Raw genomic sequence first — 22,595 nt, forward strand, 5'->3', positions numbered from 1 at the left:
AAGAAGGTGTGGAAATGGTAATGCCGGGTGAGAATGTAACGATTTCGGTAGAGTTGATTGCTCCGATTGCTATGGAAGAAGGTTTACGTTTTGCCATTCGCGAGGGTGGTCGTACAGTAGGTGCCGGAGTGGTATCTTCTATTATTGCTTAAATTTAAAGGCCAGTAGCTCAATTGGTAGAGTATCGGTCTCCAAAACCGAGGGTTGGGGGTTCGAGACCCTCCTGGCCTGCCATATTAAAAATTAACCGGCCTAGTGCCGGTTAATTTTTTACTTTAATATTTTTATAATTATTTAAATCTGGCAGGTAATTTAAATAATAGATATTATGTCTTATTGGTATCTATCCCGGGTTCATTTTATTTAATTGAAAAATGGAAAAATAATGACTGAGAATACACCGCGAGGTAAAGAAGAGAAGCTTTCATCAGTTATGGAAACTAAAAATAAATTATCTAATAAAAATGGAGATAATGTGGGCTTTAAAGGGGCTGATGTATTTAAATTATTAATTGCATTTGCATTTGTTGCGGCAGGTATTTGGGCTTTTTATTACTACTCATACTTGCCTATTTACACTCGATATTTATTTCCAGCCGTTGGTATAATTTTGGGGTTGATTCTGGTGTTGTATTGGTGTGATTTTGGTAGGAGATTAGTCTCGTATGTTAAAGCATCAATAGTTGAATTTAAAAAAGTTGTTTGGCCAGCACGTAAAGATTCTTTGAGGATGACTCTGTTTGTAGTTATATTTGTGGCAGTTTTATCGTTATTTATTTATGCGGCCGATAGTTTGATTTCATGGCTGTTTTTTGACTTATTGTTAAAGAGAGGATAAAGATGGCTAAGCGTTGGTATGTTGTACAAGCTTATTCTGGCTTTGAAAAAAATGTGCAGAAAACATTGCAAGAGCGCATTGCACGAGAGGGGATGGAAAATTATTTCGGTCAAATTTTAGTGCCTGTTGAAGAGGTGATGGATATTAAAAATGGCCGGAAGACAGTCAGTGAGAGAAAATTTTTTCCCGGTTATGTATTGATAGAGATGGAGATGACTGATGACTCTTGGCATCTAGTTAAGAGTACACCAAGAGTATCTGGTTTTATTGGTGGGAAAGCAAATCGTCCGACGCCGATTACTAAAAAAGAAGTTGATTTAATTCTGCAACAAGTTCAGTCTGGCGTTGAGAAGCCTAAGCCTAAAGTTGAATTTGAAATTGGGCAACAGGTTAGGGTGAATGAAGGCCCGTTTGCTGATTTTACCGGTATTGTTGAAGAAGTGAATTATGAGCGTAATAAGTTGCGAGTTTCCGTTCAGATTTTTGGTAGGGAAACTCCGGTAGAGCTTGAGTTTAACCAAGTTGAAAAAGTACAGTAATTTAACGTGGTTTAATAAGCTGTATTGATTTTTTAAAATCTATTAGCTATAATAATTAGCTTAAATTTTTTGGGGAGCGGATTTTTCTGCGTTTGACCCGTTTTTTTAGGAGTTATTAAAAGTGGCAAAGAAAATTGTAGGTTACATTAAACTGCAGATCCCTGCAGGTAAAGCTAATCCATCTCCTCCCGTAGGTCCGGCTTTGGGTCAGCGCGGGTTGAATATTATGGAGTTTTGTAAAGCGTTTAATGCCGCAACACAATCTATGGAGCCAGGGTTGCCGATTCCTGTTGTTATCACTGCTTTTGCGGATAAATCATTTACTTTTGTAATGAAAACGCCGCCGGCAACTATTTTACTGAAAAAAGCTGCTGGTATTCAAAAGGGTAGTTCAAATCCGTTAACGAATAAAGTAGGTAAGGTTACTCGAGCTCAGTTGGAAGAAATTGCGAAAACTAAAGAGCCTGATTTGACTGCTGCTGATTTAGATGCTGCAGTTCGTATTATTGCAGGCTCTGCCCGATCTATGGGCTTGGATGTGGAGGGTGTGTAATGGCTAAAATTTCTAAACGTTTAAAAGCTTTGCGTGCCTCTGTGGAAGCTAATAAGTTGTATGCAATTGACGAAGCGGTTGCTTTGGTTAAGCAATCTGCCACTGCTAAGTTTGATGAGTCTATTGATGTTTCTTTTAATTTAGGTGTTGATCCGCGTAAATCAGATCAGGTTATTCGTGGTTCTGTCGTTTTGCCTAAAGGTACTGGCAAAACTACTCGTGTAGCTGTTTTTACTCAAGGTGCAAATGTTGAAGCTGCTCAAGCTGCGGGTGCAGATGTTGTTGGCTTTGAAGATTTGGCTGATGAAGTGAAAAAAGGCAATCTAAATTTTGATGTTGTTATTGCATCACCAGATGCTATGCGTATTGTGGGTCAACTAGGTACGATTTTAGGCCCCCGTGGTTTAATGCCAAATCCTAAAGTTGGTACCGTTACCCCGAATATTGCCGAAGCAGTAAAAAATGCTAAAGCAGGCCAAGTTCAATATCGTACTGATAAATCAGGTATTGTTCACGCTACCATTGGTCGTGCTTCTTTTTCGGAAGCTGATTTGCGTGAAAATTTCAATGCTTTGTTGGATGCAGTTGTTAAAGCAAAACCTGCAGCTGCTAAAGGTCAATATTTGAAGAAAATTGCCTTATCAAGCACAATGGGTTTAGGTGTTAGGGTTGATACTTCAAGTGTCAACTAAATAAAATTTCAAACAGTATTATTGAGTTCATTAATACTGTTTGAAATTGGGCTACTTAATTTTAAGTAGATGTCCAAGACCGTAGGGATCGTAAGATTTAATCGTAATTGCCCTACGCAGACGGTAGTCCTGAATAGAATAATCAAGTATTTCTTGTAAAATGTCTTTTTAGGTTGCCGCGCTGGTGAAATACCAATGGTATTTCTTCTTTTAACAGTGGGAGGTAGACCTTGAGTCTCAATATTGAAACCAAGAAAGCAACAGTAGAAGAGATTAGTGGGGCCATCGCTAATGCTCAAACTATGGTAGTTGCTGAGTATCGCGGTATCAGTGTTGCAAGCATGACAGAACTTCGTGCTAATGCTCGCAAAGAAGGTGTATATTTGCGTGTTTTAAAAAATACATTAGCTCGTCGTGCCGTTGAGGGAACTTCATTTGCTGCTTTGGCTGATCAAATGGTTGGCCCTTTAGTGTATGCTGCATCTGAAGATCCTGTTGCTGCTGCAAAAGTGCTGCATCAATTCGCGAAAAAAGATGACAAAATTATTGTGAAAGCAGGTTCTTACAATGGTGATTTATTAGATGTCACCCAAGTAAGTGAGCTAGCTTCTATTCCGAGCCGTGAAGAGTTGTTATCTAAACTGCTATTCGTTATGCAGGCACCAGTTTCAGGTTTTGCGCGTGCTTTGGCTGCTTTGGCTGAGAAAAAAGCTGGTGAAGAAGCTGCTTAATTATTAAATTAATTTTGTTTTAATTATTTTTTATATATAAATTTGGAGTTAAATAGCATGGCTATTACTAAAGAAGACATTTTAGAAGCAGTTGGTTCTTTAACCGTTATGGAGTTGAATGACTTGGTTAAAGCATTTGAAGAAAAATTTGGTGTATCTGCTGCAGCCGTCGCTGTTGCAGGCCCTGCAGGCGCAGGAGCAGGTGCAGCTGAAGAAAAAACTGAGTTTGATGTAGTTTTGGCTTCTGCTGGTGATCAAAAAGTAGGTGTGATTAAAGTTGTTCGTGCTATCACTGGCTTGGGCTTGAAAGAAGCCAAAGATATGGTAGATGGTGCACCTAAAACAGTTAAAGAAGGTGTTTCTAAAGCCGAAGCTGAAGAAATCCAAAAACAGCTGGAAGATGCTGGCGCGAAAGTTGAAATTAAATAATCATTTCGTGAGAAATAAGGCTGGTAGATTTATCTACCAGCCTTATTTTGCTTGTTTCTATATTAGCTATTAAATATTTACATTTATTAACAATATTGAGCTAATTTTTTTGGAAATAAATGTAAATATTTAAATTTAAGTATTTTGCATTAAACTGTTATTTGTCTTGTTTTTTTTATTTAAGTTTAAGTACGTTAATTATTTTTTTCCTATACTTAATTCTTAAACTTTATTTAACGATAAAGCCTCCCACTAATGGAGTATTGTATGAGTTATTCTTTTACTGAGAAAAAACGTATTCGTAAGAGTTTTGCTAAAAGAGCAAATGTGCTTGGTGTTCCTTTCTTGCTGGCGACACAATTAGATTCTTATTCCAAGTTCTTGCAGTTGGATAAATTATTTAATCAACGTAGTGATGAAGGTCTTCAGGCTGCGTTTAATTCTATTTTTCCAATTGTAAGCCATAATGGGTATGCAAGATTGGAATTTGTGCATTATGTTTTAGGTGAGCCGTTATTCGATATTCCTGAGTGTCAATTACGAGGGATTACATATGCAGCCCCATTGCGTGCCCGTATTCGTTTGGTGATTTTAGATAAAGAATCTTCTAAACCAACGGTGAAAGAAGTGCGTGAAAATGAAGTGTATATGGGTGAAATTCCATTAATGACACCTAGCGGGTCATTTGTTATCAATGGTACTGAGCGTGTGATTGTTTCTCAGTTACACCGTTCTCCAGGTGTGTTTTTCGAGCATGATCGTGGTAAAACGCATTCATCTGGAAAATTATTATTTTCTGCTCGTATTATTCCTTATCGTGGGTCTTGGTTAGATTTTGAATTTGATCCTAAGGATTTACTGTATTTCCGTATTGACCGCCGACGTAAGATGCCGGTAACTATTTTGTTAAAAGCACTTGGTTATGACAACGAGCAAATCTTAGATATTTTTTATGATAAAGAAACTTTTTATCTTTCCAAAAATGGCGTTCAAACTGATTTAATTGTTAATCGCCTTAAAGGCGAAACTGCTAAGTTAGATATCGTTGATAAAGATGGCAAAGTATTGGTTGCCAAAGGCAAGCGTATTACTGCTAAGAATATTCGTGATATCAGCAATGCAGGGCTTACGCGCATGGATGTGGAACCTGAAAGTTTATTAGGAAAAATATTGTCTACTGACTTAATTGTTCCTGATACAGGTGAAGTTTTAGCAACTGCAAATGAAGAAATTACGGAAGAATTATTAGCCAAGTTAGATATTCATGCTATTGAAAAAGTAGAAACACTTTATATTAATGAATTGGATCAAGGTGGCTATATTTCCAATACATTGCGTACGGATGAAACAGCTGATCAACAGGCGGCAAGAGTAGCTATCTACCGCATGATGCGCCCAGGCGAACCACCAACAGAAGAAGCAGTTGAGTTGCTCTTTAACCGTTTATTCTTTAATGAAGACAGTTATGACTTATCCCGCGTAGGGCGCATGAAATTTAATACCCGTACTTACGAGCAAAAATTAACTGATACTCAGGCGAACTCATGGTATGGACGTTTATTAAATGAAACGTTTGCAGGCGCTGGGGAAAAAGGTGGCTTTGTTCTGAGTGTGGAGGATATTGTTGTTTCTATTGCCACTTTGGTTGAGCTGCGTAATGGACATGGTGAGGTGGACGATATCGACCACTTGGGCAATCGTCGCGTGCGCTCTGTGGGTGAATTGGTTGAGAATCAATTCCGTAGCGGGTTGGCCCGTGTTGAAAGAGCCGTTAAAGAGCGTTTGAATCAGGCTGAATCTGAGAATTTGATGCCGCATGATTTGATTAATGCCAAACCTGTTTCGGCAGCGATTAAAGAGTTTTTTGGCTCTAGCCAATTGAGCCAATTTATGGATCAGACGAATCCATTATCTGAAATTACCCATAAACGCCGTGTATCTGCGCTTGGTCCGGGTGGTTTGACTCGTGAACGTGCTGGTTTTGAGGTGCGAGACGTGCACCCAACGCACTATGGTCGTGTATGCCCGATTGAAACACCAGAGGGCCCAAACATCGGTTTGATTAACTCTTTGTCTGTTTATGCGCGTACCAACGAATATGGTTTCTTGGAAACACCTTACCGTCGAGTTATTGATGGTAAGGTAACTGATGAAATTGATTATTTGTCTGCTATTGAAGAAGGTCGTTATGTTATTGCGCAGGCAAATGCGGAATTGGATTCAGACGGCCGTTTGACTGGTGATTTGATTACCTGTCGTGAAAAAGGCGAAACCATTATGGCGACGGCCGACCGTGTTCAGTATATGGATGTGGCGACAGGTCAAGTGGTATCGGTAGCGGCATCATTGATTCCATTCTTGGAACATGATGATGCTAACCGTGCCTTGATGGGTGCGAACATGCAACGTCAAGCTGTACCTTGTTTACGCCCTGAAAAACCGATGGTCGGTACCGGTATTGAGCGCTCCGTAGCAGTGGATTCCGCAACTGCTATTGTGGCCCGTCGTGGTGGTATTGTGGAATATGTTGATGCCAACCGTATTGTCGTGCGTGTGCATGATGATGAGGCTACGGCGGGTGAAGTGGGTGTTGATATTTATAACTTGGTGAAATTTACCCGTTCAAACCAATCTACCAACATTAACCAACGTCCTGTTGTGAAAGCTGGCGACATCTTGCAACGTGGTGATGTGGTAGCCGACGGTGCTTCCACTGATTTGGGCGAATTGGCTTTAGGTCAGAATATGACTATCGCCTTTATGCCTTGGAATGGATACAACTATGAAGATTCAATTTTGATTTCAGAGAAAGTGGCGGCAGATGATCGCTACACCTCTATACATATTGAAGAGCTGAACGTGGTTGCCCGTGATACTAAGTTGGGTGCAGAAGATATTACTCGAGATATTCCGAATCTATCTGAGCGTATGCAAAATCGATTGGATGAATCAGGTATTGTATATATTGGTGCGGAAGTGGAAGCTGGCGACGTTTTGGTGGGTAAGGTAACACCTAAAGGTGAAACCCAATTGACACCTGAAGAAAAACTGCTGCGTGCCATTTTTGGTGAAAAAGCCTCGGATGTTAAAGATACTTCTTTGCGTATGCCAACCGGTATGAGTGGTACTGTGATTGATGTTCAGGTATTTACACGCGAAGGTATTCAACGTGATAAACGGGCACAATCTATTATCGATTCAGAGTTGAAACGTTATCGCCAAGACTTAAGCGATCAATTACGTATTTTTGATAATGATGCCTTTAGCCGTATTGAGCGCATGATTGTCGGCCAAAAAGCCAATGGCGGACCTCTGAAATTAGCTAAAGATAGTGATATTACGGCTGAATATTTAGCTTCTCTGCCTAGCAAACATGATTGGTTTGATATCAGATTGGCTGATGATTCATTGGCTAAACAATTAGAGTTAATTAAAGTCAGCTTACAGCAAAAACGTGCGGAAGCCGATGAACTATATGAAGTGAAAAAGAAAAAACTGACTCAAGGCGACGAATTACAGCCGGGTGTTCAGAAAATGGTTAAGGTATTCATCGCGATTAAACGCCGTTTACAAGCAGGTGACAAGATGGCGGGTCGACATGGTAATAAAGGTGTTGTATCTCGTATTCTTCCGGTGGAAGACATGCCTTATATGGCAGACGGTCGTCCGGTGGATATCGTGTTGAACCCGTTGGGTGTACCTAGTCGTATGAATATCGGTCAGATTTTAGAAGTCCATTTGGGTTGGGCGGCCAAAGGTATTGGCGAACGTATTGACCGTATGTTGGCTGAACAAAGAAAAGTGAGTGATATCCGCGCTTTCTTGAATCAGCTTTATAACAGCAGTGGTAAGCAAGAAAATCTCGATGATTTGAGTGACGAAGAGATTTTGACCCTAGCTGAAAACCTGAAAAATGGTGCTACTTTTGCTTCACCTGTGTTTGACGGAGCAAAAGAAAACGAAATCTATGAAATGTTGAATCTTGCTTATCCAAGTGAAGACCCGGAAATACAAAAACTAGGCTTTAATGATAGCAAAACACAAATTACGCTATATGACGGCCGCTCCGGTGAACCGTTTGACCGTAAAGTCACTGTTGGTGTGATGCATTATTTGAAACTACATCACTTGGTAGATGAAAAAATGCACGCCCGTTCTACCGGTCCTTATAGCCTTGTGACACAACAGCCGCTTGGTGGTAAAGCCCAATTCGGTGGTCAGCGTTTCGGTGAGATGGAGGTGTGGGCACTGGAAGCTTATGGTGCTGCATATACCTTGCAAGAAATGTTGACGGTGAAGTCGGATGACGTAACAGGCCGTACGAAAATGTATGAAAACATTGTTAAAGGCGAACATAAAATCGATGCCGGCATGCCGGAGTCTTTCAACGTGTTGGTGAAAGAAATCCGCTCATTGGGCTTGGATATCGATCTGGAACGTTATTGAATAATTAAGGAACCGGTTTCAGACGGCCTATTTAAATAAGGCCGTCTGAAAAAAGATTTTCAAATAAGTGGCTTTAATTCGTTATAGGCCGTCTGAAGATTACCGTTCCAAAAGGAGCAAAAATGAATTTGTTAAACTTATTTAACCCGTTGCAGTCTGCCGGCATAGAAGAAGAATTTGATGCAATTAAAATTGGTATTGCATCCCCGGAAACTATCCGTTCATGGTCTTATGGTGAAGTCAAAAAACCTGAAACCATTAACTATCGTACCTTTAAGCCTGAACGTGATGGTTTGTTCTGTGCCAAAATTTTCGGCCCGGTTAAAGACTATGAATGTTTGTGCGGTAAATACAAACGCTTAAAATTTAAAGGCGTAACCTGTGAAAAATGTGGCGTTGAAGTAACGTTGTCCAAAGTACGTCGTGAACGTATGGGACATATTGAGTTGGCTGCGCCTGTTGCGCATATTTGGTTCTTGAAATCCTTACCTTCCCGTTTGGGTATGGTATTGGATATGACGCTGCGCGATATTGAGCGTGTATTGTATTTTGAGGCTTTTGTTGTCACCGATCCCGGTATGACACCGTTGCAACGTCGCCAATTGTTAACCGAAGATGATTACTACACCAAATTAGAAGAATATGGTGATGATTTTGACGCCAAAATGGGTGCCGAAGGTGTTCGTGAATTATTGCGAAGCTTGGATATCACTTCAGAAATCGAAGTGTTGCGTCAAGAATTGGAATCAACAGGTTCTGATACTAAAATCAAAAAAATTGCTAAACGTTTGAAAGTACTGGAAGCATTCCAACGTTCAGGTATGAAACTTGAATGGATGATTATGGATGTGCTGCCGGTGTTGCCACCTGATTTACGTCCGTTGGTACCGTTGGATGGCGGTCGTTTTGCGACTTCTGATTTGAACGACTTATATCGTCGCGTAATTAACCGTAATAACCGTTTGAAACGTTTATTGGAGTTGCATGCACCTGATATTATTGTTCGCAATGAAAAACGTATGCTGCAAGAAGCTGTAGATTCATTGTTGGATAACGGCCGTCGCGGTAAAGCCATGACAGGTGCCAATAAGCGTCCGTTGAAATCATTGGCCGATATGATTAAAGGTAAAGGCGGTCGTTTCCGTCAAAACCTGCTGGGTAAACGTGTCGACTATTCCGGTCGTTCCGTAATTACCGTTGGCCCTTACCTGCGTCTGCATCAATGCGGCTTGCCGAAAAAAATGGCTTTGGAATTGTTCAAACCGTTTATTTTCCATAAATTGGAAAAACAAGGCTTGGCTTCAACAGTAAAAGCGGCGAAAAAATTGGTTGAACAAGAAGTGCCGGAAGTTTGGGATATTTTAGAAGAAGTGATTCGCGAGCATCCGATTATGCTTAACCGTGCACCGACATTGCACCGTTTGGGTATTCAAGCTTTCGAACCGATTTTGATTGAAGGTAAAGCTATTCAGCTTCATCCGTTGGTGTGTGCGGCATTTAACGCCGACTTCGACGGTGACCAAATGGCCGTTCACGTTCCGTTGAGCTTGGAAGCACAAATGGAAGCGCGTACATTGATGCTGGCTTCTAATAATGTGTTGTCTCCTGCTAACGGCGAACCGATTATTGTACCTTCACAAGATATCGTATTGGGTCTGTATTACATGACCCGTGACCGGATTAATGCAAAAGGCGAAGGCAGCTTGTTTGCCGATGTAAAAGAAGTACATCGTGCTTACCATACGAAACAGGTTGAATTAGGCACTAAAATTACCGTTCGTTTGCGTGAGTGGGAAAAGAACGAGCAGGGTGAGTTCGAGCCTGTTGTTAAGCGCTATGAAACAACGGTTGGCCGTGCATTATTGAGTGAGATCCTGCCTAAAGGATTACCATTCGAATATGTTAATAAAGCGCTGAAAAAGAAAGAAATTTCTAAGCTTATTAATGCTTCGTTCCGTTTGTGCGGATTGCGTGATACGGTTATTTTCGCCGACCATCTGATGTATATGGGCTTCGGTTTTGCAGCGAAAGGCGGTATTTCGATTTGTGTCGACGACATGGAAATTCCGAAAGAGAAAGCCTCATTGTTGGCTGAAGCGCAAAGCGAAGTGAAAGAGATTGAAGACCAATATCGTCAGGGTTTGGTTACCAATGGTGAGCGCTACAATAAAGTGGTCGATATTTGGGGTCGTGCCGGCGATAGAATTGCCAAAGCGATGATGGATAATCTTTCTACACAGAAAGTAATTGACCGTGATGGCAATGAAGTCGATCAAGAGTCGTTTAACTCTATTTATATGATGGCAGACTCTGGTGCCCGTGGTTCGGCTGCTCAGATTAAACAGCTTTCCGGTATGCGTGGTTTGATGGCGAAACCGGACGGATCGATTATTGAAACACCGATTACTTCTAACTTCCGTGAAGGCTTGACCGTATTGCAATACTTTATTGCGACACACGGTGCGCGTAAAGGTTTGGCGGATACGGCATTGAAAACAGCCAACTCAGGTTATCTGACCCGTCGTTTGGTTGACGTAACCCAAGACTTGGTGGTGGTGGAAGACGATTGCGGTACCACTGATGGCTTTGTAATGAAAGCCGTTGTGCAAGGTGGTGATGTAATTGAGCCGCTGCGTGACCGTATTTTAGGTCGTGTGACTGCTTCTGATGTGATTGATCCGTCAAGCGGGGAAACGCTGGTAGAAGCCGGTACATTATTAAACGAGCAATTGGTTGATATTATTGACCAATCCGGTGTCGATGAAGTTAAAGTCCGTACACCGATTACCTGTAAAACCCGTTATGGCTTGTGTGCACACTGTTATGGTCGCGACTTGGCACGAGGCAAGTTGGTAAATACCGGTGAGGCGGTTGGTGTGATTGCCGCCCAGTCTATCGGTGAGCCGGGTACTCAGTTGACCATGCGTACATTCCACATCGGTGGTGCGGCTTCCCGTGCGGCAGCAGCCAGCCAAGTAGAAGCGAAATCAAACGGTACGGCACGTTTCAGCAGTCAAATGCGTTATGTTGCCAATAATAAAGGCGAATTGGTGGTAATTGGCCGCTCCAGTGAGTTGGTGATTCATGACGAAATCGGCCGTGAGCGTGAGCGTCATAAAGTACCTTACGGTGCCATCTTATTGGTTCAAGACGGTGCGGCCGTGAAAGCGGGCCAAACCTTGGCAACATGGGATCCGCATACCCGTCCGATGATTACCGAACATGCGGGCTTAATTAAGTTTGAGAATGTAGAAGAGGGCGTAACCGTTGCCAAACAGACTGATGATGTAACCGGCTTGTCTACATTGGTTGTGATCGACGGTAAACGTCGTTCCGTATCCGCTTCTAAATTGTTGCGTCCGACCGTTAAACTGTTAGACGAAAACGGTGAAGAAATTTGTATGCCGGGTACGAAAACCGCAGTATCAATGACCTTCCCTGTCGGTGCGGTGATTACCGTTCGGGAGGGACAAGAAATCGGTAAGGGTGATGTATTGGCGCGTATCCCGCAAGCTTCATCTAAAACCCGTGATATTACCGGTGGTCTGCCGCGTGTGGCCGAATTGTTTGAAGCACGCGTACCTAAAGATGCAGGCATGTTGGCCGAGGTAACCGGTACCGTATCGTTCGGTAAAGAAACCAAAGGCAAACAGCGTTTGATCATTACCGATGTTGATGGTGTGGCTTACGAAACACTGATTTCTAAAGAGAAACAGATTTTGGTGCATGACGGCCAAGTCGTAAACCGTGGTGAAACCATTGTAGACGGTGCCGTTGATCCGCATGATATTCTGCGTTTACAAGGCATTGAAGCTTTGGCGCGCTATATTGTGCAAGAGGTACAGGAAGTTTACCGCCTGCAAGGTGTGAAAATTTCCGATAAACACATTGAAGTCATCATTCGTCAAATGCTGCGTCGCGTGAATATTGCCGATGCCGGTGAAACAGGCTTTATTACCGGTGAGCAAGTTGAGCGCGGTGATGTGACCTTGGCCAATGAACGGGCGGAAAAAGACGGCAAAGAGCCGGCCCGTTACGAAAATGTGTTATTGGGTATTACCAAAGCCTCATTGTCGACCGACAGCTTTATTTCAGCGGCTTCGTTCCAAGAAACCACGCGTGTGCTGACTGAAGCAGCGATTATGGGTAAACAAGACGAACTACGCGGCTTGAAAGAGAACGTGATTGTAGGACGTCTGATTCCGGCCGGTACGGGCTTAACTTACCACCGGACCCGTCGCCAAACATGGCAGGCGCATCATGAAGCCGAAGTTAATGATCAGGTGGATGAAGCCCAATAAAGTGAGTTTTCATTTTCTTTGAAAAAAAGCTACCGATTGATATTTCAATCGGTAGCTTTTTTATGAGTGTAAATAAGGTTGTTAGATTTAATTAGAATTTTGATACTCGGATGACATGACTTTGAAGCGGATCTCATACCTTATGATGGTTTTATATATATTTTTCTGATTTTATATTTTATGAAAGATTAAGTTTTAGGCCGTCTGAAAAGTATTAGATAAAGGAAAGTTCGTATTGTGATTTATTTATAGTTATGTAGAAATTAAATAAAAGGCCGTCTGAAAGCTTTTCAGACGGCCTTTGAATAATAAAATATTTATACTTATTTATTCAATGAATCACGGATTTCACGCAATAATACGACTTCTTCAGAAGGTTCGGCAGGTGCTTCTTCTACTGCGGGTTCTTCACGTTTCATTTTATTGATTAATTTGATAACAAGAAAAATAGCTGCGGCTACAATCACAAAGCTAATCAATGTATTGATAAACAGGCCGATATTCATGGTTACTGCACCGGCTTCTTGCGCAGCAGCGACAGTAGCATAAGGAGGCGGGGTAGTGCCTTCTTTTAGTGTTACAAAAAGATTAGAGAAATCTACACCGCCAATCAATATGCCGATAGGCGGCATAATGACATCGTCTACCAAAGACTTAACAATACCGCTGAATGCTGTACCGATAACCATACCGACGGCCAAATCAATGACGTTACCGCGCATAATAAATTCTTTAAATTCTTTTCCTAAAGACATTACATTTCCTTTCTTGAAATCATATATACAACAATAAGTATTGTTGTCTTAAACAAAACACCGCGCATACTACTAAATTTATTGCAATGATATGTATTTGATTGTTAAGTTTTGTTTTTCGGCGGATAATTGCAGTTTTCGTTTCCGTCAGAACTTAAAAAAGACCGTCTGTTAAGAAATGTAGTATTTTTACCAAAAGCAAAAAGGCCGACCTAAGCAATCCGGCGTATTGATAATACTGCCTGTGCATTAGGCGGCCGTTGAGCCATAAAGTTCATCATAAATTGTATTAACGATTCTTAAACCAACTACCCCATAGTAGTAATAATACAAAGCCGAAATACAAAATACTCCATACGGGTAGGGAAATACCTAAAAAATAATCCGGTATGGCGCAATCGCCAAATCCTCTGATAATCGGTTCGTATAAGTCGAACAGCGGCCAATCGCGTAAACGGAAAGTCCAAGGAGCACCGCAAGAAGGTGCGGCACCGGGAGGCAGGCTTTGGATATAGATTTGGTAGATGGCGACACCCATACCATACAAGGCGGGAATGCTCACTAAAATGGCGCGTACGGTACGACCTAATCGGGTGGCCTGTTTGCCAAATGCAGTAAGCAGAGCCATTATCCCTACAGCGATAACGGCCAACCGTTGCAAGATACATAAAACACAAGGGTTCATTCCCATGACGTATTGTGCAAAGAGTGAGCCGATAGTGGTAAATATGGATAATAAAACAATTAACCAAAGTGATTTTCGAAACATATTTGTCATTGCTCCATTTTTGTTTTCATATTTGATATAGGTTCAAGATTGTCTGAACAGGTGTTCAGACGGCCTTTAAATGGTTGCTTATTGTAATGCAGCCCAAGCATCTCTGGCTTGTTTGGCTTGGTCGAAATATCGGTATAGTGCATCGGCATCGCCATTTTTTAACATTGTAGCCAGTTGGGCCAATTGGGCTTGCTGTCCGCTCAATAATGCGAGTAGGCTGTTTTTATTTTCTAAACAGATATCTACCCAAATAGCGGGATGGCTGGAGGCTATTCGGGTGAAATCGCGGAAGCCTGAGGCGGCAAAATCAAAATAAGCTTGTCCGTTCGGATGCGTGGCAATCTGATTCACATAAGCATAAGCCAATACATGGGGCAGGTGGGATACTGCGGCAAAAATACCGTCGTGTTCTGTAGCGCTCATCAGATAAGTTTGTGCGCCTACGGTTTGCCATAATGACGATACCCAATTCAAACTTTCAGAATCTTCTTGCCCATGAGGGCAGATAATCAGTTTTTTATCTTGAAATAAACCGAATTGGGCCGCTAATGCACCGCTACGGTCAGAGCCGGCAATCGGATGGGTGGCGATACAGTAGGGTAAGTGATGCGGCAGATATTTTTGGAATGCATGGATTGCAGATTGTTTGGTACTGCCGACATCAATTAATACGCTATGATTTTCAAGTACGGTCGAGAGTTGGCGGCATACGGCAGGCAGGGTTGAAACAGGTGTCGCCACAATCACTAAATCCGCTCCTGTAACAGCTTCGGTATTAATGTGATCGAAAGCCGCATCTATCACTTTACGTTCTAACGCCCGTTCAAGGTTATCGTGGTTGAGATCAATACCTACTACCGAGGTTGCCAAACCTTTGTGTTTTAAATCAAGTACAAACGAACCGCCTATCAGGCCGACGCCTATTAGGGTAATACGTTTGGACGGGGTGGGATTATTCATCGGACAAGAAGATAAAGCCATTGAAAGTTTGCAGTTTACTCCAACCGCTGCCGGCTTAATAGTCTTATTGCCAAATCTGTTTAATGTTTACCTGACCGCCAAATCGACCAAATAATCCAGACGCTATTGGCTAATGCCAGCAGATACCCGATAAAACCCAACCATTTAGGGCCGGTTTCAATACTCATCACAATGGAAGAACCGATAATCAAGGCAGCGGTAACAATACCCATTGTCATACGGTTTGTGGCACGGTCTATCTGATGGCTGAGTTGGTCGAAATGTTTGAAATCAAGATGAATGCCGACTTGGCCTTTTTGTAGGCGGCGGCTGAGACGGAAAATATTTTGCGGCAGCTCATCCAAAGCTTGAGCAATGGTTTGGGCGTGTACTTTGCTTTTCCGCAATAAATATTCGAGCGAAACGCGTTCGTTGAAAACTTCTTCTACAATCGGCTTGGCTTGTTCTAATAGTTCGACATTGCCGTCCAAACGTTTAACCACGCCCTCAAGGGTAATCAGGGCTTTAAACAGCATGACCAAATCTCCCGGTAATGTCAGGCCGTGGCGGCGCATAAGCTGGGTAATATCGTTAATCACTTGGCTAATACGCAAGTCCCGTATCGGAGTGTGTTCATAATTTAATAACATTTCCAACACGTCGGCACCCAGTAGGTTTTCATCGGGTAGATCACCCTGTGCCCAGTTGCTCAATACATACTGCATGGTAAATTGATCATGGCGGGTGAGGGCATTGATAAGATGTACAATTTCCCGGCGGCGTGTGTTGCTGAGGTGGCCGACCAACCCGAAGTCGATAAAGGTAATACGGCCGTTTGGATTAATAAAAATATTACCGGGATGCGGATCGGCATGGAAAAAGCCTTGCTTCAGCATCATGGTGAATAAAGTGTCGGTAATCCGTTCTGCTAATATACGGCGCGTATCCGCATCGAATGTTTCAGACGGCATATCTTTCAATAAAGTGTCGCTGATATATTCTTGTACAAGAATATGTCGGTTGGAATATTCTTGGTACACTTTGGGAATATGGACAAAATTATCGTGATCGAAAGTGGAAGCAAATCGTTGCATATAGCGTAATTCAACCGACAAATCTGTTTCTTTGGCCAGACTGCGGGAGAAATACTGTACCATTTGCACGGGGCGGTAACGACGTGTTTCGGGAATTTCCGATTCAATCAAATTGGCTAAATGGGTTAGAATACGCAAATCAGCCTGAATGGTGGCTTCGATATCGGGTCGTTTGATTTTAACGGCAACGGTTTCACCGCTTATCAGTTCGGCACGGTGTACTTGGGCGATAGAGGCGCTGCCGATAGGTGCGGGGTCGATATGCCTGAATATTTCCCCGATAGGCCGTTCCAGATGCGATTCGATGAGGGTGCGGATATCGGCTGTCGGAATGGGGGTGACATTGCTTTGCAACTGTTCGAATTCTTCAATCCATTCCGCACTGAAAATATCCACACGGGTAGAAAGTACCTGACCGAGTTTGACAAATGTCGGCCCCAACTCTTCAAATGCCATACGGAAACGGCGGGGCGTACTCATATAACGGCTTGATGGATCCGGAGCAGTATCGATAGTACCTTGATAAGATAATTTGATACGTTGTACGAATTCACCCAAACCGTATTTGCTTAAAATGCCGATAATCTCACGCATACGAGGGAAGTCGCGCATGGCAAGTAGTGTTGGAATCATCATGACTTTTGCTGTATCTTAGCGGCTGATTTCAGAATTTAATCGTTGTTTCACAAAAAATAGGTCAATATTGCGTTATCATTCCAACTTTGTGGCGGATAAAATGGCAATATACATGCCTAATGTCTATAAAGAATAACATAAAAGACGGTTAAGGCCGTCTGAAAAACAATTCACGGGATATATGGATGAATAATTTTAAACAATTGTGTTCGACTGCGTTGGCAACCGTGTGCTTGATGTTGGCGGATATACAACTTGCTCATGCCGACGAAATTGAAAGTTTATTACGTTTACAGGCACAAGATGGTTTCGTATCGGCAGTAGGTCATCAGTATAATGAAAGTCAGAATATTGGTGGTAGTGATGCCGATAATTTAATCAGCAGTGCTATGGGGTTGCTCGGTGTGGCATATCGCTACGGCGGCAATTCGGTTCGTACCGGTTTTGATTGTAGCGGCTTCATGCAGCATATTTTTAAAAACAGCATGCAGATTAATCTGCCGCGTACTTCGGCACAACAAGCGAAAATGGGTGTGCATGTCAACCGCAGCGATTTGCAGCCGGGTGATATGGTGTTTTTCCGGACAATGGGCAAAGGGCGTATTTCACACGTCGGTCTTTATATCGGCAATAACCGTTTCATTCACGCGCCCCGAACCGGTAAAAATATCGAAATTACCAGCCTAAACAATAAATATTGGAATTCGAAATATGCTTTTGGCCGCCGTGTCACCAAAAACGACCCTTCGCGTTTCTTAAATTAAAGGGGCTGCCATGAGTATGCCGGAAATGCCGAAATGGTATGGCGATGATGGGGAAATTGTTTCGTGTACCGAAAAAATCAAAGTCATGACTGAAAATATGACCGAGCTTTTTCAGACGGCTCAAGATACGTTTGAAGATGCTTTGTTGATGGGGTGCGGTGAGGCACAATTGCGGGAATATTTACACCGTTTGGTCGATGGTGTGGAAAATCCTTATAAATAATAAGCTGATAACATTAAGATTGGTTCTAACTTCTGAATTGTAGATTGAATGGTATCGGTTATGATATACCGGCAGAGACAGGCCGTCTGAATAATATTTATTACAGCTAAATCCTCTGTCGATAATGAATATGGGCAGAGGATTTAGCTGCCTATTTTTCTTTGGCTTTTTGCATTTTTTCAGATAGCCTGACTGTTATTGTTTAGATAATGACTCAAAAAATACCTAGAGAAAAAAGAAAAAGAGGAGCGCGCCAATGTTGATTAGGTCGTTAAGTATTATTTTCGGCTTTTTGGCCGTGGGCGAAGCCGTTGTTTATTTAACAGGCATTAAGCTGCCCGGCAGTATTATCGGTATGGGCTGTTTGTTTGCGGCATTGCATTTGGGGTGGGTGAAAACAGCATGGTTACAGCAGATGGTTGATGTGTTGATGGGCAATCTGTCGCTTTTTCTCGTGCCGCCCTGCGTGGCAGTGATGAGCTATTTGGATTTGGTGCAAAGGGATTTATTGTCGATTGTGACTGCAACTGTAATCAGCACGTTTTTGGTGATGTTTGTAACCGGTAAAGTACATGAATTAATGCGGAGGTTTTGGTCATGACCATATTTTCCAACCCCGCTTTGTTACTGTTTATTACCATTACCGCATATTGGATTGCCAATGTATTGCGTGCCCGTACGGGTAGTTTTTTGTGCAATCCCGTAGTTTTGAGCACGGTTACGGTGATTCTTTATTTGAAAGTATTCGATATCGATTATGATACTTATCACGAAGCTGCCGGATTTATTGATTTTTGGTTGAAGCCGGCGGTTGTATCGTTGGCCGTGCCGCTTTATATCAATTGGAAAAAAATCCGTAGCCAATGGTTGCCGATTGTCGCTTCTCAGGCGGCAGGCAGTGTGACCGGTATCATTAGTGCTATCTATATTGCCAAATGGACAGGTGCCGGAAGAGAGGTGGTGTTATCGTTGGCGGCCAAATCGGTAACCAACCCGATTGCCATCGAAATTACCCGCGCCGTCGGCGGTATTCCCGCACTGACTGCGGCTACCGTTATTTTGGCCGGTATGATGGGGCAGATGGTGGGTTTTAAGCTGATGAGTGCCAGCACCATACGCATGCCGACCTCGCAAGGTATTTCAATGGGAACGGCTTCACATGCGATGGGGATTGCCGCCTCATTGGAACGTAGCCGGAAGTTGGCTGCTTATGCCAGCCTCGGCCTGATTTTTAATGGTGTGCTGACAGCTATTTTAGTGCCGATTTTGATTCCGCTATTGGGTATTTGATTATTTTTTTGTATTGATAAGGATAGGCCGTCTGAATTTTTTCAGACGGCCTATCCTTATAAAGAACTAGCTTCTAAGCATTATGTAGCATCAACATAAAAAATAAATCGGGATAGAATAGAAGAAACCTAACACAACGGGTATGTTTATGTTAACCGACGCATTCGGTCGCACCGTAGACTACTTGCGTATTTCCGTGACCGACCGTTGCGATCTACGCTGTACCTACTGTTTGCCTAAGGGGTTTAAAGGTTTCGCCATCCCCAAAGATTGGCTCAGTATTGAAGAATTGGCACGCGTTGCCGCTGCTTTTGCGCGCTTGGGCACCAAACGATTCCGTTTAACCGGTGGGGAGCCGCTGTTGCGTAAGGGCCTAACACAATTGGCAGCGGAAATTAACAATCAGCCGGGGGTGGAAGACATTTCCCTGACAACCAACGGTACCCAATTATTCAAACATGCCCAAGCACTTCGTCGGGCAGGTGTGCGCCGCCTCAATATTAGTTTGGACAGTTTGCGCCATGATTGCGTGAAAGACATTACGGGAACGGATTGTCTGCAACAGGTGCTTGATGGGATTAAAGCTGCTAAAGAAACCGGTTTTGAGCGCATTAAAATCAATATGGTGCCCCTTAAAGGCATTAACGAATATGATTTAGACGGTATGGTGGCATTTTGTATTGAAAACGGTTTTATTCTCAATCTGATTGAAGCGATGCCGATGGGGATTACCGGACAGGTACATGCAAAAGTTAGCTTGCAACCAGTATTGGCGCGATTGCAACAAAAGTTTGACCTAACCCCTTTTAACGGCACTATTGGTGGCGGCCCCGCACGTTATTGGCAAAGTGGCGACGGTAGTTTTACTCTTGGCTTGATTACGCCGATGAGTCAGCATTTTTGTGAAACTTGTAATCGTGTTCGTCTTTCCGCTACCGGTGATTTACATCTCTGTCTCGGCCAGGAAGATAAGGTGGCATTGCGTCCGATGTTGCGTAACGGCTGTAGCGATGATGAGTTGGAACAAGCCATTCGTCAAGCAGTGATGCGTAAGCCTGAGAAACATGAGTTTGTAGAAAACCCACATAAAATTATCCGTGTTATGGCATTAACCGGTGGGTAAATAAAATAGAATTATATTGTTTTATAGGCCGTCTGAAATGTTTCAGACAGCCTATTTATCTAATATGGCTGCGACTAAAGAATTGAGATGGTTTTGTTTTTTAATGCTTTATCAAAATATTATTATCAGGCTTGAATTTTCGATGGCTTCCATAATATATCGTGTTATGATAAGACTATTATAATACTGATTTAAAAAAGGAAGACCACCATGCCCTTGCTCGATAGTTTTAAAGTAGATCACACCCGTATGCAGGCGCCTGCCGTGCGGATTGCCAAAACCATGCGCACGCCGAAAGGTGACGATATTACTGTTTATGATCTACGTTTTTGTGTACCGAATCAGGAAATTTTATCGGAAAAAGGCATTCATACCTTGGAACATCTATTTGCCGGCTTTATGCGCGAACACTTAAATGGCGATAATGTAGAGATTATCGATATTTCGCCGATGGGTTGCCGAACCGGCTTTTATATGAGCCTGATTGGCACGCCGGCCGAAGAAGAAGTTGCATCGGCATGGTCGGCTTCTATGCAAGATGTTTTGAATGTGCAAAGCCAGAAAGAAATCCCGGAGTTGAATGAATATCAATGCGGCACTTATCAGATGCATTCTTTGATTGAGGCGCAGGATATTGCCAGAAAAGTATTGGAGCGCCATATCGGTATCAATAAAAGTGAAGATTTAATGTTGGATGAGAAATTACTCGGTGCCGGATAATCATTATGGTAGCTATGTATCGGCCGTCTGAAAAAATCGATGAAAAGACGTTGTCGGGTGATATAAATTGATATGAATCAGGGGGGGGCGGATGAATCATCCGCCCCCTTATTTTATTGAAAATGAAAGGTATATCGCAGCAAATAAGGTTTTCATTTTCAATCCGAAATAGTATTTGGGCATGGCTAAGTGATTCATTTTAACAGGGGAACATGGACTTTATGCTTGATTTAAGTCTGATTTTTGACAAATTTGCTAAGGTGGTAAAATTTAATTTCCTTTAAAAACATATATTTATATATTTTTAACTTAATAAAAACTATTATCATTTGCAAAAAGTAATTTTTTGAGTATAATTCAATCCAACAACTCGCAAACAGACAAGCAAGGAGAGCAAAATGCCTGAAAGTATTTTTAAGCAAATTTCTCTCGATATTCTGAGATTGCACCAAAGAGCTGTTCATTCGCTGTTGGCAACACAATGCAGCGATTGCCCTGAAATTTACGATACGGTTTTTGTTATCGTTGACGGAAGATATTATGTCGGATTGTCTGAAGAGTTACAAAGCGAACCGTTTAAGGGAATCTTACTGATTGAAACCGAAGATACGGAAACACGCTTAAGCTGGGTGGCAACGGCTCGTACAGTGAAGCGTAAAGAAAATACGTATAACCGTGTGTTGAAGGCGCTACAGCGTCGTGTTCAATCCACAAAAGAGACATTTATACAGGCAGCCAATTTTTGTTTGTTGGAGCTTACCCCGCAGCAAGGTCGTCTGACTGTTAGCAATGAGAGAGATTATATGCTTTCACCATCTGATTTGATGAAAGCGCTGTATCCGGCAAAATGTTCATTTGAAGAATTTGCCTTGTAATAGTTTTGGTAGTGGTTTGTGTTCCTTTTGCGCCCCCTCGTGGGGCGATTTTTTTGTGGGTGTGTTTGCCATTGTAGCAGGGGATATAAGGAATTGAAATTATATAATTGCGCTTTGCGCTTAAATTTAAATGATTAGTACCAATTTTGATACGAAGTATATTTATGGTTGATAAAATATGAAGATGGCAAAGTGTGCCGAATCCGGCTAGAAAATGTATACAATCGAATGTGTGGTTGAAATTTACTATCTTAACCGATAAAAGTATTCAGACGGCCTGCAATATCATCAGGCCGTCTGAATACTTTTATATGTCGTTATATACCATGTTAACCCGAACAATGTTATGTGTATATTCATTTATTTGTCTTTAAATCTTCATTAAAAACAAGGGTTCGCTTATCTCTGTTGTGCTATAATCCGCCTTTATCTTACTCACTGATAACAAGAAAAAATCATGAAAAAAATACTTACAACCCTGTTTATTTTATTGTTTTCTTCCGTAGCATGGGCACAACGTACCGTGCCTGCCGATATGGATATCGCGATTTTGAAACAAGTAAACTACCCGCAGGTGGTGCTCAGTAACGGCGGTATTCCGTGGTTGAAAATCCTAACTTTAGGCTGGCTCGATAATAATGTGTCGGCTTTTAATACTACCCATGATTTGCGTATTAAAGACGAACGTAACCGTTTTATCGTACGGGGTAAACTGCCTTATCATACCGGTAAAACCGTAGCTCTGCGTCGTGATGCGGCCGGAAATATTACGGAAATATGGCTGCTGACTCCTGCGGAAAAACAGGCTTTTGAGCAGCGTGCCGTTATCCGACAACCTTAACCCTACC

General features: G+C 42.3%; 20 protein-coding genes, 1 tRNA gene and 1 pseudogene. 18 read left to right on the forward strand and 4 right to left on the reverse strand.

Features of this window, described 5'->3' with window-relative positions:
• The 10 genes and pseudogenes from NXS09_RS08925 to rpoC form a co-directional block, all read left to right on the forward strand.
• Positions 1-152 (forward strand): EF-Tu C-terminal domain-related protein (locus NXS09_RS08925; RefSeq protein WP_491904498.1); only part of this gene is annotated, 152 nt, incomplete at its 5' end.
• 6 nt (positions 153-158) lie between these two features.
• Positions 159-234, forward strand: a tRNA-Trp gene (locus NXS09_RS08930).
• 421 nt (positions 235-655) lie between these two features.
• Positions 656-838 (forward strand): annotated as a pseudogene (gene secE / locus NXS09_RS08935) (preprotein translocase subunit SecE); the annotation flags it as partial.
• A gap of 2 nt (positions 839-840) precedes the next feature.
• On the forward strand, positions 841-1,377 hold the full coding sequence (gene nusG, locus NXS09_RS08940; protein ID WP_259292190.1) for a transcription termination/antitermination protein NusG: 537 nt from the start codon (positions 841-843) through the stop codon (positions 1,375-1,377).
• 121 nt (positions 1,378-1,498) lie between these two features.
• Positions 1,499-1,930: a 50S ribosomal protein L11 gene (gene rplK, locus NXS09_RS08945; RefSeq protein WP_259292191.1), complete on the forward strand. Its 432-nt coding sequence runs from the start codon at positions 1,499-1,501 to the stop codon at positions 1,928-1,930.
• Positions 1,930-2,622 carry a 50S ribosomal protein L1 gene (gene rplA, locus NXS09_RS08950; protein WP_259292192.1) on the forward strand — a complete coding sequence of 231 codons (693 nt, stop codon included), beginning with the start codon at positions 1,930-1,932 and terminating at the stop codon, positions 2,620-2,622. The genes rplK and rplA overlap by 1 nt, the downstream gene beginning before the upstream one ends.
• A 230-nt stretch (positions 2,623-2,852) precedes the next feature.
• Positions 2,853-3,353 carry a 50S ribosomal protein L10 gene (gene rplJ, locus NXS09_RS08955; protein ID WP_259292193.1) on the forward strand — a complete coding sequence of 167 codons (501 nt, stop codon included), beginning with the start codon at positions 2,853-2,855 and terminating at the stop codon, positions 3,351-3,353.
• A gap of 57 nt (positions 3,354-3,410) precedes the next feature.
• Positions 3,411-3,782, forward strand: coding sequence for a 50S ribosomal protein L7/L12 (gene rplL, locus NXS09_RS08960; protein ID WP_259292194.1), 372 nt, complete (start codon positions 3,411-3,413; stop codon positions 3,780-3,782).
• Between the two features lie 267 nt (positions 3,783-4,049).
• Positions 4,050-8,228: a DNA-directed RNA polymerase subunit beta gene (gene rpoB / locus NXS09_RS08965; RefSeq protein ID WP_259292195.1), complete on the forward strand. Its 4,179-nt coding sequence runs from the start codon at positions 4,050-4,052 to the stop codon at positions 8,226-8,228.
• 122 nt (positions 8,229-8,350) lie between these two features.
• Positions 8,351-12,529 carry a DNA-directed RNA polymerase subunit beta' gene (gene rpoC, locus NXS09_RS08970; protein WP_259292196.1) on the forward strand — a complete coding sequence of 1,393 codons (4,179 nt, stop codon included), beginning with the start codon at positions 8,351-8,353 and terminating at the stop codon, positions 12,527-12,529.
• 323 nt (positions 12,530-12,852) lie between these two features.
• Here rpoC and mscL read toward each other — a convergent pair whose 3' ends face one another.
• From mscL to NXS09_RS08990, 4 genes are all read right to left on the reverse strand, one after another.
• Positions 12,853-13,284 (reverse strand): large conductance mechanosensitive channel protein MscL, encoded by a 432-nt coding sequence (gene mscL, locus NXS09_RS08975; protein WP_259292197.1) that lies wholly within the window; start codon positions 13,282-13,284, stop codon positions 12,853-12,855.
• Positions 13,285-13,573: 289 nt separating this feature from the next.
• Positions 13,574-14,062 carry a disulfide bond formation protein B gene (locus NXS09_RS08980; protein ID WP_259292198.1) on the reverse strand — a complete coding sequence of 163 codons (489 nt, stop codon included), beginning with the start codon at positions 14,060-14,062 and terminating at the stop codon, positions 13,574-13,576.
• Positions 14,063-14,140: 78 nt separating this feature from the next.
• Complete coding sequence (locus NXS09_RS08985) at positions 14,141-15,022, reverse strand: prephenate dehydrogenase (protein ID WP_259292250.1); 882 nt, start codon at positions 15,020-15,022, stop codon at positions 14,141-14,143.
• Between the two features lie 80 nt (positions 15,023-15,102).
• Entirely contained in the window at positions 15,103-16,752 is a 1,650-nt protein-coding gene (locus NXS09_RS08990; protein ID WP_259292199.1) for an ABC1 kinase family protein, read from the reverse strand.
• Positions 16,753-16,937: 185 nt separating this feature from the next.
• Between NXS09_RS08990 and NXS09_RS08995 the strand changes: the two genes are divergently transcribed.
• The 8 genes from NXS09_RS08995 to NXS09_RS09030 all read left to right on the forward strand — a co-directional run bounded on the left by NXS09_RS08995 (position 16,938) and on the right by NXS09_RS09030 (position 22,588).
• Positions 16,938-17,516 carry a C40 family peptidase gene (locus NXS09_RS08995; protein WP_259292200.1) on the forward strand — a complete coding sequence of 193 codons (579 nt, stop codon included), beginning with the start codon at positions 16,938-16,940 and terminating at the stop codon, positions 17,514-17,516.
• A gap of 10 nt (positions 17,517-17,526) precedes the next feature.
• Positions 17,527-17,739 carry a hypothetical protein gene (locus NXS09_RS09000; protein ID WP_259292201.1) on the forward strand — a complete coding sequence of 71 codons (213 nt, stop codon included), beginning with the start codon at positions 17,527-17,529 and terminating at the stop codon, positions 17,737-17,739.
• Between the two features lie 256 nt (positions 17,740-17,995).
• Positions 17,996-18,340 (forward strand): CidA/LrgA family protein, encoded by a 345-nt coding sequence (locus NXS09_RS09005; RefSeq protein ID WP_259292202.1) that lies wholly within the window; start codon positions 17,996-17,998, stop codon positions 18,338-18,340.
• Positions 18,337-19,029, forward strand: coding sequence for an LrgB family protein (locus NXS09_RS09010; RefSeq protein ID WP_259292203.1), 693 nt, complete (start codon positions 18,337-18,339; stop codon positions 19,027-19,029). The genes NXS09_RS09005 and NXS09_RS09010 overlap by 4 nt, the downstream gene beginning before the upstream one ends.
• 148 nt (positions 19,030-19,177) lie before the next feature.
• Positions 19,178-20,152 carry a GTP 3',8-cyclase MoaA gene (gene moaA, locus NXS09_RS09015; RefSeq protein WP_259292204.1) on the forward strand — a complete coding sequence of 325 codons (975 nt, stop codon included), beginning with the start codon at positions 19,178-19,180 and terminating at the stop codon, positions 20,150-20,152.
• 210 nt (positions 20,153-20,362) lie between these two features.
• On the forward strand, positions 20,363-20,872 hold the full coding sequence (gene luxS / locus NXS09_RS09020; RefSeq protein WP_259292205.1) for an S-ribosylhomocysteine lyase: 510 nt from the start codon (positions 20,363-20,365) through the stop codon (positions 20,870-20,872).
• A 398-nt stretch (positions 20,873-21,270) separates the two neighbouring features.
• Positions 21,271-21,747, forward strand: coding sequence for an NGO0322 family iron-responsive protein (locus NXS09_RS09025; RefSeq protein WP_259292206.1), 477 nt, complete (start codon positions 21,271-21,273; stop codon positions 21,745-21,747).
• A 457-nt stretch (positions 21,748-22,204) separates the two neighbouring features.
• Positions 22,205-22,588, forward strand: a complete 384-nt coding sequence (locus NXS09_RS09030) for a hypothetical protein (protein WP_259292207.1) — start codon at positions 22,205-22,207, stop codon at positions 22,586-22,588.
• The last annotated feature ends 7 nt before the right edge of the window (positions 22,589-22,595 follow it).

It is taken from the genome of Neisseria montereyensis, from assembly GCF_024834045.1.
GTDB lineage: Bacteria > Pseudomonadota > Gammaproteobacteria > Burkholderiales > Neisseriaceae > Neisseria > Neisseria montereyensis.